Genomic DNA, 14,072 nt, shown 5'->3' on the forward strand with positions numbered 1-14,072 from the left:
TTCGTTTGGAGGTACGGCATGCGCGTCCATGCCGCACGCCGCCGTCGCGCGTCCTTATCCCGGACGCTCCGGGCGGCGCTCACCCTGGTGCTCACGGCGGGACTGCTCTTCGTCCCGCCCACCTACCGCTCGGCCATCGCCGACTCCGAGCGCGACCGGCCCAAACCCGTGGACAGGGAATGGGTCGTGCCCGGCAGATCCGCCGCGGTCAAACCCCGGATCAGCGAGCCGAAGGCGCCCGACCCGGTCGTCAACTGGCCCGCGCCGGCCACGGCCGAGGTCGACCTGGCGGCGGCCGCCGTCACGGCCCGCAAGGCCGGCGCGGTGGCGGCCGCACCGGCCGGCCCGTCGTCCACCGGACGGGTGAAGATCCAGACCCACGACCGCGCCGCCTCACAGCGTGCCGGCGTCAGCGGCCCGATCATCACCGCGGCCCGCACCGCCGGGCCATCCGGCAAGGTGACGATGACGGTGGACTACGCGCCCTTCGCCGAAGCCTACGGAGGCGGCTTCGGCTCCCGCATGCGCCTGGCGGCGCTGCCCGCGTGCGCCCTGACCAGCCCGGACCGGGCCGAGTGCCGGCGGGCCGTACCGCTGAAGGGGCGTAACGACAGCGCGGCCAGGACGCTCAGCGCGGGCGTGGACCTCGGCGCCGAGCCGATGGTGCTGGCCGTGACGTCCGCGGCGGCGGGCGACAAGGGCGACTTCGGGGTCACCTCGCTCTCGCCGTCGTCCACGTGGCAGGTCAGCGCCCAGTCGGGGGACTTCTCCTGGTCCTACCCGCTCCGGGTGCCGCCGGTGCCGGGTGGGCTGGTGCCGAACCTGGCGGTCAACTACTCCTCGGCGGCCATCGACGGCCGCACGGTGAGCAGCAACAACCAGGCTTCGTGGGCCGGCGACGGCTTCGAGCTGTCGCCCGGGTACATCGAGCGCAAGTACAAGTCCTGCAAGGACGACGGCGTGCCGAAGGACCCGACCTACCAGGTCGAGCCGATGGACCAGTGCTGGGCCTACGACAACGCCACGCTCTCCCTGGGCGGATCGGGCGGCGAGCTCATCCCGACCGGCGCCGACTCCTGGGTGCTGGCCAAGGACAACGGGACGAAGGTCCAGCGGCTCACCGGCACCGACGCCGACACCGGCAACGGCGACGACGACAACGAGCACTGGCGGGTGACCACCCCCGACGGCACCCGGTACTACTTCGGCAAGAACCGCCTGCCGGGCTGGAGTTCCGGCAAGCCGCAGACCAACGCCGCCTGGGACGTGCCGGTCTTCGGCAACGACAGCGGCGAGCCGTGCCACAAGGACGCCTTCAAGGACTCCTGGTGCGCGCAGGGCTGGCGGTGGAACCTCGACTACATCGAGGACACGCGCGGCAACGCCGTAGCCCTCTACTACGCCAAGGAGAAGAACCACTACGGCCGCAACCTGCGCGCCGCCGACGACACCCCCTACACCCGCGGCGGCTACCTGACCTCCATCCAGTACGGCCTGCGCGGCGGCGACCTCTTCCCGGCCACGCCTCCGGCCGTGGTCGAGTTCACCAACGCCGAACGCTGCCTGGCCGACGAATGCGGCGACATCGGCGCCCACCCGGCCCGCTGGCCGGACGTGCCCTGGGACATGAACTGCGACCAGGGCACCGAGTGCAAGGACGGCAAGGGTACGGCGACGCCGAGCTTCTGGACCCGCAAGCGGCTGACGAAGGTCACCACCAAGGTCGTCAACCCGGCGGGCACCGGCCACCGCGAGGTGGACTCGTGGCAGTTCAAGCACCTGTGGGGCATCGCCGACGTGGACCGGCAGCTCAAGCTCACCGACATCGCCCACACCGGGCACGCCGGACCCGCGCCGATCACCACGCCGCCGGTCAGCTTCGTCTACCAGCAACTGGCCAACCGGGTGGACGAACTCGGCGACGACGTCGGCCCGTTCATCAAGGAACGCGTGGCCGCCATCCAGAACGAGACCGGCGGCAAACTCGACATCACCTACTCGGAGACGGACTGCACCCCCTCCGACCTGCCCGAACCGGCGACCAACCGGCGCCGCTGCTTCCCCACGTTCTGGCAGAACGCCAACGGCGGGGCCGACCCGAGCCTGGACTGGTTCCACAAGTACGTGGTGCGCGCGCTGATCCAGACCGACCTGACCGGCGGCGGCTCGGACATGGTCACCCGCTACGACTACAGCATCGGCCGGCCCGCCTGGCACTACGCCGACGACGACGGCATCACCCCGCAGAAGTACAGGACGTGGTCGAACTGGCGCGGCTACGACCGGGTCCGCGTGATCAGCGGCGCGACCAGCCAGGCCAGCGGCGGCACGCCGTCCCAGACCGACCACTGGTTCTTCCAGGGCATGCACGGCGACCGCGCCGGCCCCTCCGGCGGCACCAAAAACGTCACCCTCCCCGACGGCGAGGGCGGCAACCCCACCGACCACGAGTCGCTGCACGGCATGACCCTGCGCACCGTCACCTACGACAAGGTGGACGGCGCGGCGGTCAGCAAGTCCGTCACCAGCCCATGGCACCACCAGACCGCCAGCAAGTCCCGGCCGTGGGGCACGATGACGGCCAACCTCACCGGCACCAAGACGACCCGCACCTTCGCCCAGGCCGGCTCCTCCTGGCAGCAGACCCGCTCCACCGTGACCGACTTCGACCTCACCAACGGCACGGCGCTGGCCATCGACGACGAAGGCGAGGTCGGCGTCCCCGGTGACGAGGAATGCACCAGGACCGAGCTGACCGCCGACGGGTCGCGGGTGCTGAGGCTGGCGGCCCGGGTGATCACGGTGGCCCGGCGCTGCGCCGACACGCCGAACCTGACCACCGACCTGGTCGCCGACGTACGCAGCTACTACGACGACAAGGCGTTCAAGGCGGCGCCCGCGCACGGCGAGGTGACCAAGACCGAGCGGGCCGTCGCGGCCACCGCGACCGCGATCACCTCCTACCAGGTGATGGCCCGGTCGAGCTACGACGTCCTAGGCCGGCCGAAGACCGTGACCGACGCCGCCGGGCTGATCTCCTCCACCGACTACTCAGAACCGCACGGCGTCACCACCGAGGTGACCTCGACCACCCCGCGGGCCAGGGCCGGTGACCCAGAATCGGCCATGAGCACCACAAGGGTGCTGGATCCGGCGTGGGGCCTGGCGATCCGGGAGACCAATCCCAGCGGCAAGACGACCATCGCGGACCGTGACGCGCTGGGGCGCACCTCGAAGGTCTGGGGGCCCGGCCGTACGAAGAGCCAGGTTCCCGACAACGAGTACCAGTACCTGATGAACCCCGGCGCGATCGTGGCCGTGGGCGCCAGGACGCTGACCAACGACGGCGGCCAGCAACTCTCCTTCACGCTGTTCGACGGCTGGCTGCGGCCACGGCAGTCACAGGCTCCCGGCAAGAGCGGCGGCACCAAGGGCCGGATCATCTCCGACACCATCTACAACGGGGCCGGGCAGGTCCACTACACCTTCGCGCCCTACTACGCCGAAGGCGACCCGCGACCCGCCCGGTTCGGCGCGGCGGTCGTGGGCGCGGTGGAGAGCCAGCTCTGGAACACCTACGACGGCCGCGGCCGGCTGCTCACCGAACGGCTGCTGTCCGGCAACAGCGACGGCGCGGCCAACGAGCTGTGGAGCACCCGCTACGAGTACGGCGACGACTGGACCAAGGTCATCCCGCCGTCCGGCGGTACCCCGGTGACCACCTACACCGACGTGCACGGCCGTACCCGCGAAGTGCACCAGCACCGCGCGGCCGGACCGGTCGTCACGAAGTTCGGCTACAACCACCTCGGCCGGCCGGACTCGGTGACCGGTCCCGGCAACCAGGTCTGGACCTACACCTACGACCTGCTCGGCCGCCGGGTGCGGAGCGACGATCCCGACCGCGGCGTGGAAAAGGTCGCCTACGACGACCTCGACCGGCCGGTGCTCACCACCGACGCCCGCAACCACAAGATCGGCATTCAGTACGACGGCCTGGGCCGCCCGATCGCCAAGTACGACGCCACCACCTCCGCACCCGGCACCAAGATCGCCGAATGGGTGTACGACACCGTCCGCAAGGGCCAGCTGACCAGCTCTTCGCGCATCGTCGGCAACGACAGCTACACCACGCAGGTGGAGGAGTACGACAACCTGGACCGCCCCCAGCGCACCAGGGTGACGCTCCCCGCGGGCGAAGGGGCCCTGGCGCCGGCCGGCGGCTACGTCTTCGACACCGGCTACAACCTCGACGGCAGCGTGGCCGCGAGCAGCAGCCCCGCCGCCGGCGGCCTGCCCGCCGAGAACATCGCCTACACCTACGACGACCTCGGCCGCCTGGTTTCCACCAAGTCCCAGCTGTCCACCTATCTGATCGGCACCGACTACACCAAGACCGGCAGGCTCATCGGCCTGCGCATGCGGTCCGGCGCCGCCGGAAAGCAGATCGACCAGACCTTCGACTACGAGTTCGGCACCGGCCGCCTGGCCAAGGCCACCACCTGGCACTTCGGCATGCCCGGCACCGACCGCAGCACCCAGTACGCCTACCAGCCCGCCGGGAACATCACCCAGGTCAAGGACAGTTCCCGCGACGGCGTCGACAACCAGTGCTTCCGCTACGACGAGCTGTCGCGCCTGTCGGAGGCCTGGACCCAGCCCGACGACACGCCGTGCGCCGAGACCGGCGCGGACACCACCATCGGCGGCCCCGCCCCCTACCGGGCCGCCTACACCTACGACGACACCGGCAACCGCCGCAGCGAGTCCCTCTACGGTGCCGGCCCCTCCGGCGGCGCCCGGCAGTCCGACCGCACCTACGCCTACGACCCGGCCAAGGCCCACCGACTCACCACCGTCTCCGGAGCCGCCTCCTACGCCTACGACGCCTCCGGCAACACCACAGAACGCCACACCCAGGGCGGCAACCAGACCCTGACCTGGGACGCCGAAGGCGAACTCACCCAGGTCAACGACGACAAGAAGGGCGAAACCCGCTTCCTTCACACCGCCGACGGCGAGCGCCTCATCCGGCGCGACAAGGACGGCACCACCCTGTACCTGCCCGGCCTGGAAGTCCACCTGGCCAAGGGCGCCACCGCCACCACCGCGCGCCGCTTCGTCGGCAACGCCATGCGGACCACCGCCGGGGTCACCTACCTCATCGGCGACCACCAGGGCAGCTCCGAACTGGCCATCAACGCCGAAACCGGAGCCCTGGGCCAGCGCCGTTACGCCCCCTTCGGCCGCTTACGCGGCGCCCAGGGCGAATGGCCTCAGGAACACCAGCGCGGCTTCGTCGGCGGCATCACCGACGACAGCACCGACCTGACCACCCTCGGCGCCCGCGGCTACGACCCCGTCACCGGCCGCTTCATCTCCGTCGACCCCCTCATCCAGATGGGCGACTCGCAGCAGATGAACGGCTACAACTACGCCAGCAACAACCCCGTCACCCTGTCCGACCCGACCGGCATGGCCCCCTGCTGCAGCGGCATCGCCTGCACGAAGTCCCTCGATCCCCCCTGCAGAGACGACCAGCTGGACGACGACGACTGCGAGGGCCCCTGCGACTTCGACAGGGCCAGGAAGGGCCTGGAATCCGGGCGCGACAACGCGGAGAACGAGCGTCGGCAGCAACAGCAGATCGCCAAGCGGAACGCGGTGCTCGAAGCCTTGAAAGCCGCCGGCATCGGCTTCATCAAAGACTTCCTCAAGATCGAAGACATCAAGGGCTGCTTCAGCGGCAGCGTGGGCAAGTGCGTCAGCCTGCTCCTCGAAGTGGTGCCCGCCAAGAAAATCGGCGGCCTGATCTGGAAACTCTCCACCAGGGTCCGGATGGGCATCAAGATCTACAAGAAGGTCCAAGGCGCCGTCAAGGCCGCGCGGCAGGCCATCGAACAGCTCGACGCCAGAATCGAGGAGATCAACAAAAGGATCGCCGCCATCGACGGGCTGATGGCCCGCGCCGCGAAACGCAGCAAGAATCCCCGGGCGGCATCGCGTGGCTCGGGCGGTGGTTCCTGCACGTCCAACAGTTTCGCTCCGTCCACGAAGGTCCTGCTCGCCGACGGCTCCGGTAGACGCATAGACCAGCTCGACCTTGGTGACAAGGTCCTGGCCACCGACCCGGAGACCGGCCGCACCGAAGCCAAGGACGTCACCGCCACCATCGTCGGCGAAGGCGTCAAGAACCTCGTCACCATCACCGTGGTCTCCGGGGACATCATCGCCACAGAAGGTCATCCCTTCTGGGTGGAGAACGAGAAGGCCTGGCGCGACGCCAAGGACCTGCGGCCGGGCCAGCTCCTGCGCACCGCCGCCGGCACCTACGTCCAGATCACCGCGGTCAGGGCCTGGAGCGCCCAGGCCCGAGTGCACAACCTCACCGTCGCCGACCTCCACACCTACTACGTTCTCGCCGGCGCGACGTCCGCACTCGTCCACAACTGTGAAGTCAGCGACCTCAGGGTGATCTCAACGGATCAGTCCCTTCCGCACAACCGGGCCTCCGCGACCATCATGCAAGAGGGCTATGCATTCAGCGGTGTGTTCGATCCCGGCACAGGCCGTTTGGTGGCGCGGCTCAGCAGCGGCCCCCATGCCCTTGTCGCTCGCAACGGCGGGCATAGGCCCACCAACATGGAGTTCTTCGACGGATCCCGCGACACGGTCGCCTTCACGGCGTTCGTGCGAAACGGAGGTCTCGAAGTAGGCTGGAGGTCACTGGGCGTCAACATGCGTCACCATGGAGAACTAGAAGCGCCGATGGAATTCCGGGAGCCGATCCTCGCAGCGCTCCGAAGGGCCACGGGCCTCGAAGCATGGAGCCAACCTCAGTGACGGACCTCCTGATAGGAGGACTTCCACTTCCGCCCGCTCTGATCGCGCTGATCAGGGCGGGCAGGTGGGTGCCGCCACCATGTGAGCGCGTCTATCTGGACATTTTCGGAGCAGAGCCGGACCACCCCTATTTCTATGACCTGCCCGACATGAAACGACAGAACGAATTCTGGCAGCGCTCTGGCACCGAGGATGTCTACGGGTCACCGGTCGAGGGGCGAAGCGTCGGCATCGAGCCGTCCCTCTCCATTGTGATCGGCGACCTGGGCCCGGACATGCCCATCGCCTTGGACTATCGAGCCACATCCACGGTTCCGAGGGTGCTCCACCTGAGATTCTCCGGATCTCCGGAATGGGTGCACATCGCATCGAGCGTTGAGGAGCTCATCAGTCGCCTCTACGGCGATGATCCATGACGGAAGGTGACGTACCCCATTCCCCGAACATTGATCCGTATCATTCGCATATCGGCCGTGCCTCGGACACGCTAAGGTTTTTTCGGGAAATAGTGGGATTCGTCTCGGTTGAATATCCGTTGACGTCATTACTCGACGCCCGGTCAATCATGGACAGGTGATCAAGTCACCACGTGACGGCGTCCTGTTGCTCGGTCCGGTCGAGTTCCGGCGCGCGGGGGCGCCGGTGGCGCTGCCCAGGCGTCAGCAGCGGCTGCTGCTCGGCGTGCTGGCCCTTTCGGCCAACCGGATGGTTCCGCTGCAGCGGCTGGCCGAGGCGTTCTGGCCGGACGGGGCGCCGCAGGGCGGGCGCAGGCAGGTTCAGGTGCTCGTGTCCCGGCTGCGTGGGCTGCTCGCCGGGAGCGACGTGGAGGTTCTTGCCGCCGGGTCCGGCTACGGGTTGCGGATCGACCCCATGGCGGTGGACACGCATCGCTTCGCCGTACTGCGGGAACAGGCCGCCGCCAGCCTCGACGACGAGGAGAAGGCCGGGCTGCTGCGGCAGGCGCTGGACCTGTGGCGCGGTCCCGCCCTCGACGAGGCGGCGGTCGGCGGGGCGCGCGACCTGCTCTGCGTCAGGCTGGAGGAGGCGCGGCGCGAGGCGCTCGAAGATCTTGCCGAGGCGTCGTTGCGGCTCGGGCGCCACCGGCAGGTTCTCGGCGCGCTGGCCGAGGAGGTGGCGGCCGACCCGGCCCGTGAGCGGCCGGCCGGGCTGCTGATGCTCGCGCTGTACCGTTCCGGGCGCGTCGCCGAGGCGCTCGACGTCTTCGAGCGGGTCCGCGCGCGGCTGTCCGGGGAGCTCGGGCTCGACCCCGGTCCCGCCCTGGTACGGCTGCGCCAGGACATCCTGCGCGGCGACCCCCGCCTCGGCGGGCGCTCCGGCGGCCAGGAGGCCGTCGGGCGGACCGGCGATCTTGAGGGCGAGGGGCTGGTGATGCTGGGGCTGGGCCGGATGCGCTTCGCCCAGGACCGCTTCGCCGAGTCCGTGGCCGCCTACGAGGAGGCCAGGCGCGCCTTCCAGCGGCTCGGCGACCGGCGGCATCTGGCGGCCGCCCTGTCCGGGCTGGGGACCGTACGGGCCGAGGGCGGGTGGTTCGCGGAGGGGGAGTCCGACCTGCTGGAGGCGGCGTCGATCTTCGCCTCGCTCGGCGACCTGGCCGGGCACGCGCACGCCGTCTACATGCTCGGCTTCGTGGAACGCGAGCGGGGCGACGACGAACTGGCCCTGTGGCTGCTCGGGCGGGCGCTGCGGGCGTACCAGAAGATCGGCGACCGGCGCGGCGAGGCGCTGCTGCAGCGCAGCGTCGGTCTCGTGCACCGGGCCAGGGGCGAGTACGCGCCCGCGGCGGCCAGGACGCGGGAGTCGCGCCGGCTGTTCACCGCCCTGGCCGACCCGCACGGCGCCGCCTACGCCGACCAGTCGCTGGCCAAGATCCGGATCCGCGTGGGCGACCTCCCGCAGGCCGAGCGGGCACTCCAGGCGAGCCTGCGCGTCTTCGCCGGCCAGGGCGACCGCTTCGGCCGCGCGCTTGGCCTGCGCACGCTCGGCGAACTCCGCCTGGAGCAGGGCGCGACGGCCGAGGCCAGGGTCGCGCTGTCGGCGTCGCTCACCCTCTGGGAGGCGCTGGAGCTCCCGCTGTGGCGTGCCCGCACGCTCACCGTCCTGGCCCACCTGGAGCACCGGTACGGCGAAGCCGCCCAGGCCGGCGCCGCCCGCCGGGAGTCGAGCGCCATCTTCGGCCGGATCGGCAGCCGCGAGGGCCGCTGACGTCGCCGGCAACCGCGTGGCAACAGGGCCCGCCTACAGTGCGCACGAGCAGCGTGCCCTGCGCCGCGAAGGAGAGGCTCATGAGGCGATTAGCCATCGTCGCGGTGGCGTTCCTGCTGTCCTCGATCACCGTGGCGGCCGGCACGTCGAACGCGGCGGCGCGACCGTGGGTGGAGCCGGGACTGGCCGCGCGGCTCGCCGCGGGAGCCGAGCTGCGGGTCAACGTGGTGACGAGGGAACGCGCCGATCTGGCCGCCGCGTCCGGGACCGGGCAGGTGCTCCAGACGCTGGCGCGCCTGCCCGTGGTCACCCTGCGTACCGGCCAGGCTGGGCTCCGGCGGCTGACCGGCCTGCCGGGCGTGGTCAGCGTGTCCGAGGACCGGCCGGCGCCTCCGGTTCTCGGGCGGAGCGTTCCGCTGATCGGCGGTGACCGCACCAGGGCGGCCGGGCTGACCGGCGCGGGCGGCGTCGTGGCCGTGCTGGACACCGGGGTCGCCGCCGGGCATCCGTTCCTGGGCGGCCGGGTCGTGGCGGAGGCGTGCTTCTCGCCCGCCGACTTCGACTACTCCGCCTCCAGCCTGTGCCCGAACGGCGCCGCCCGGCAGGAGGGCGCGGGTTCCGCCGACGCCGAGAGCGGCCAGTGCGCCGACGAACTGCTCGACTGCTCGCACGGTACGCACGTGGCCGGGATCGTCGCCGGTGACGGCGAGGGGCTCGACGGCGACGACGGCAGCGGTGTGGCGCCCGGAGCGGGCATCGTGGCCATCCAGATCTTCAGCAGGTTCGACTCCGACGACTTCTGCGGCTCCGGCCGCGCGCCATGCGTGCTCAGCTTCCCCAGCGCCCAGCTCGCCGGGCTGGAGAAGGTCCAGGCGCTGAAGCAGACGCTGCCCATCGTCGCGGCCAACCTGAGCCTGGGCGCCGGCCGGCACACCGCACCCTGCGACGGCGACCCCCGCAAGGCCGTCATCGACACCCTGCTCGCCGCGGGCGTCGCCACGGTGGTCGCCGCGGGCAACGACGCCTACCCGGACGCGATCACCGCTCCGGCCTGCGTGTCCTCGGCGATCGCCGTGGGCAGCACCACCGACGCCGACACCCTGTCCTCCTTCGGCAACCGCGGCCCGCTCCTGGACCTCCTCGCCCCGGGCAGCGACATCATCTCCTCGGTGCCGGGGAACGGCTGGGCGCCGATGAGCGGCACCTCCATGGCCGCCCCGCACGTCTCCGGCGCGCTCGCCGTCCTGGGCCAGGCCTTCCCCGGGCTCGGCCCCGCCGCTCTGGAGGCCAGGCTGAAGGAGAGCGGGCGGGCCATCAGCTATCCGGGCGCCACCACGCCCCGCCTCCAGCTCGATGACGCCGCCCTGGACGCGACGCCCCGGCCGGGACCCGACCAGTACTTCCACTCCCGCGGCAGGCTCCTGGACAACGTCCAGATCAGCGCGAACTCCGCTATGGCCGTTCAGGTCGCGGGCGTGGCCGGACTGCCTGCCGAAGGTCTGCGGGCCATCTCGCTCAACGTCAGCGCCAAGGGCGAGGGATTCGGGTCGGGGGCGCTGGCCGTACACGCCTCGAACGAGCAGGAACCGGACGGAAAGGTCCTCGCCTACGACCACACCCGCTTCGCGTCCACGATGATCATCACCAGGGTCGGCGCGGACGGGAAGGTCAAGGTCGTCAACCGCGGCACGGGTGCGGTCAGGGTGACGCTCGACGCGCACGGTCACACTCTCGACCGCGCGGCGGCCTTCGTGGGCGGCACCTACGTCCCGATCACGCCGGCGCGGGTGGCCGACCGCACCGTCGTCCCCGCGTGGGGCAACCACCAGCTGTCCACCGCCGCCATGCCCGGACTGCCCGCGACCGGCGTGGCCCAGGTCGCGCTCACGGTCATCCTGAAGAGCCCCTCGACGGGCACGATGCGTGTCTACGCCGCCGGTGACGCCTTCCCCGCCGAGGCCAACGCCGACTACCCGGCGGGCGTCGCCACGCAGTTCCACACGATCGTCAGGCCCGGCCCCGACGGGAAGATCAACGTGCACAACCTCGGCTTCGACAACGTCGAGATCTCCGTGGACGTCGCCGGCTACTACACCGCCGGGCAACGGGCCTCGGTCGTCAAGGCGATCCGCCCTGCGCCCGCGGCCAGGGCGCTGGAGATTCCGGCGGGCGGCACCAGGACGCTGCGGTTCGCCGGCGTCACGGCGGTCGGGCTGACCGTCGCCGCCAGGGGCGCGGCGGCCGGGGTCGTCTCGGTGGTGCCGCAGAGCGGGCCCGCGACCTCGCGGGTGGTCGCGTATCCGGCGGGCAAGGACGCCGTCGGCTTCACCACCGCCGCCGTGCGCGCCGACGGGTCGGTGGTGCTGAAGAACGAGGGGACCGGACAGGTGAGTGTCGACGTCGATGCCTACGCCCACTTCGCGAGGGCCTAGAAGTGGTGGACGGGTTGCACGGCCGCAGACTCGCGGCGGAACTGCGTGTTCTCAAGGCCGCCTCCGGTCTGGGGCTGGTCCAGATGGCGGCGCGTACGCACTGCAGCAAGTCCTCACTGGAGCGCTACCTCAACGGCAAGCTGCTGCCCTCCCGGCAGGCCGTCGAGGCCATCAGCCAGGCGTGCCGCGGGGACACCGCGCGGCTGGTGGCGCTGTGGGAACTGGCCGTGGCCGATCCGCCCGCGTGGCGGCGCCCGGCCCAGTTGCCGCATGACGTGGCGGGCTTCACCGGCCGTTCCTCCGAGCTCGCCCGCCTGGCGGCCCTCGTGCCGGACGCGGGCGACGCCGTCGCGATCGCGGTGATCGACGGAGTGGCCGGCGTCGGCAAGAGCGCCTTGGCGGTGCACTTCGCGCACCGCGTGGCCGGCCGGTTCCCGGACGGCCAGCTGCACGTCGACCTGCGCGGTTCCGGCGCCGGCCCGATGCCGCCCGCAGAAGCGCAGGCCCGCTTCCTCCGTGCGCTCGCCCCGGACCTGCGGCACCTGCCCGCCGAGGTGGGCGAGCGGGCCGCCCTGCTGCGCAGCCTGATCGGCGAGCGGCGCCTGCTCGTCCTGCTGGACGACGCCGCCACCACCGACCAGGTCCGCGCCCTGCTGCCCGGCAACGCCGGATGCCTCGTCCTGGTCACCAGCCGGCACCGCCTGGGCGGTCTGGTCGCCCGCGACGGCGCCCACCACCTGGCCCTGAGCCCGCTCACCGCCGCCGAATCCGCCGATCTGCTGGCGGCCGCCGCCGGTGCCGGACGCGTCGCCGCGGAACCCGAGGCCGCCGCCCGCCTGACACGGCAGTGCGGATATCTCCCGCTGAACCTGCGTGTGGCGGCCGAACAGCTCATCGTGCGCCCGTCGCTCACGATCGCCGGCCTCCTCGCCGACCGGCGCCGATGGGCCGGCCGGGAGGCGGCACGGGCCCAGGCGGTATGGGCGTTCAACGTGCTGGGCCTGCGCGACGGCCCGGCCGAACTCGTGGAAACGCTGGCCATGGCCTACCTGATCGAGCACCAGGACCTCCCGTCAGGCCTGGTAGAGCCAGATCCAGTTGCCGCTCGGGTCGCGGACGGCCGAGCAGCGGGGCATGCCGTCGGGGTCGTGCGGGGGGACGGCCTCGGTCGCGCCGGCGGTGACGGCGAGGGCGTGGCAGGTGCCGAGGTCGTCGGTCAGCAGACCGAAGGTTGAGGCGCCGGGACGGTCCATGCGGTCCTGGGAGGCGCGGCGGCGGCTCCGGGGCGTCGGCGCCGCCCATGAGGCGGTCGAAGATGAGGCCGTCGACGCGGGCCACGTAGTCGCGGGCGCGCGCCCGCGGGCCGGGCGCTCCGGCCCGTTCCAGGAAGGCGCGCATCTGCTCGCGGGCCGCCTCCTCGTGCGGGGCCAGGATGGCACGCAGCCGCGGGTACTGCACTCCGCTCCCTGCATGCCTTCGGCCCTGGCCCTGGGTTAGATGGTCAGGCACGCCGGCTGGACCCCGCCCTCCATGCCCGCCAGGACCGAACGCCGCCAAGCACTCCCGCAATGGCTCCACACCTACAATCACCACCGCGGCGGCCAGCCGCGTACCCAACCTCTGAGGACGGAACAACTAGCCGGCCAGTTCGGCGAGGTCCTCGGCTTTCAGCCGCAGATCTGCGGCGGCGATGTTCTCCTCCAGGTGCGCGACCGACCCGGTGCCCGGTATCACCAGGATCGACGGCGACCGGGCCAGGAGCCAGGCCAGCGCGACCTGCGGCACGGTCGCGTCGTGCCGGGCGGCGACCTTGGCCAGGCGCGCGGTCACGGCCTCGTCGAACTCGCTGATGGGGAAGAACGGTACGAACGCGATCCCGGCCCGCGCGCAGGAGTCCACCATGGCCTCGTGCCGGCGGCGGCCGACGTTGTACAGGTTCTGCACGCACACGATCGGCGCGATGGCCTGCGCCTGGGCCAGCTGGGGCGCTGACACGTTAGAGATGCCGAGGTGCCGGATCATTCCCTCGTCCCGCAGGCCGGACAGCGTCTCGAGCGCCGGCTCCATGGAGCCTTCCTCGGGTGTGACGGCGCCGTCCATCCGCAGGTTCACCAGGTCGAGCCGGTCGACTCCCAGCGATGACAGGTTCGCCTCGACGGCGCGGCGCAGCCCGTCGGGGGTGAGCCCGACGCGCGTGCCGGGCGCGCGGTCCTCCTCGCCTTCCATGATCGGCCCGACCTTGGTGGCGATCACCAGGCCGGCCGGGTACGGGTGCAGCGCCTCGCGGATGAGGTCGTTGGCGGCCACACCGTCGCGGCGGTAGTAGTAGCTGGTGTCGAGGTGGCCGACCCCGAGCTCCACCGCACGACGCAGGACGGCGAGCGCGGTGTCGTGATCCGGCCGCCGGGCGCCCTGCGGCCAGCCGGTCAGTTTCATGGAGCCATAGCCGATCCGGGTGAGGTCGAGGTCGCCGCCGATCGTGAGGTGTCCGGCAGACCTGGCGTCTGGCGTGCGTGCTGTGGTCATGGCGACAGCAAAGCAGACAGGGATATAACCCTATAAACAAGTAGGAAA

6 protein-coding genes and 1 pseudogene are annotated in these 14,072 nt (G+C 71.3%); 5 read left to right on the forward strand and 2 right to left on the reverse strand.

Annotated features, from left to right (window positions below; translation table 11 throughout):
- Positions 1-18 precede the first annotated feature (18 nt).
- From ACIBI5_RS46970 to ACIBI5_RS46990, 5 genes are all read left to right on the forward strand, one after another.
- Entirely contained in the window at positions 19-6,843 is a 6,825-nt protein-coding gene (locus tag ACIBI5_RS46970; protein ID WP_397257211.1) for an RHS repeat-associated core domain-containing protein, read from the forward strand.
- Positions 6,840-7,259: an SMI1/KNR4 family protein gene (locus tag ACIBI5_RS46975; RefSeq protein WP_397257212.1), complete on the forward strand. Its 420-nt coding sequence runs from the start codon at positions 6,840-6,842 to the stop codon at positions 7,257-7,259. The genes ACIBI5_RS46970 and ACIBI5_RS46975 overlap by 4 nt, the downstream gene beginning before the upstream one ends.
- Before the next feature lie 157 nt (positions 7,260-7,416).
- The gene (locus ACIBI5_RS46980; protein ID WP_397257213.1) at positions 7,417-9,066 is read left to right on the forward strand and encodes a BTAD domain-containing putative transcriptional regulator; all 1,650 of its coding nucleotides are present in this window, start codon (positions 7,417-7,419) and stop codon (positions 9,064-9,066) included.
- Between the two features lie 80 nt (positions 9,067-9,146).
- A complete protein-coding gene (locus tag ACIBI5_RS46985; RefSeq protein WP_397257214.1) occupies positions 9,147-11,498 on the forward strand; it encodes a S8 family peptidase in 2,352 nt (783 codons plus the stop codon).
- A 14-nt stretch (positions 11,499-11,512) separates the two neighbouring features.
- Positions 11,513-12,733, forward strand: coding sequence for a helix-turn-helix domain-containing protein (locus ACIBI5_RS46990; RefSeq protein WP_397257215.1), 1,221 nt, complete (start codon positions 11,513-11,515; stop codon positions 12,731-12,733).
- Positions 12,734-12,791: 58 nt separating this feature from the next.
- Here the strand turns inward: ACIBI5_RS46990 and ACIBI5_RS46995 are convergent.
- Both ACIBI5_RS46995 and ACIBI5_RS47000 read right to left on the reverse strand, forming a co-directional pair.
- Positions 12,792-13,091, reverse strand: a pseudogene (locus tag ACIBI5_RS46995) (hypothetical protein); the annotation flags it as partial.
- A 42-nt stretch (positions 13,092-13,133) separates the two neighbouring features.
- The gene (locus ACIBI5_RS47000; RefSeq protein WP_397257216.1) at positions 13,134-14,024 is read right to left on the reverse strand and encodes an oxidoreductase; all 891 of its coding nucleotides are present in this window, start codon (positions 14,022-14,024) and stop codon (positions 13,134-13,136) included.
- Between the last annotated feature and the right edge of the window lie 48 nt (positions 14,025-14,072).

Source organism: Nonomuraea sp. NPDC050540 (genome assembly GCF_044457485.1).
Classification (GTDB): domain Bacteria; phylum Actinomycetota; class Actinomycetes; order Streptosporangiales; family Streptosporangiaceae; genus Nonomuraea.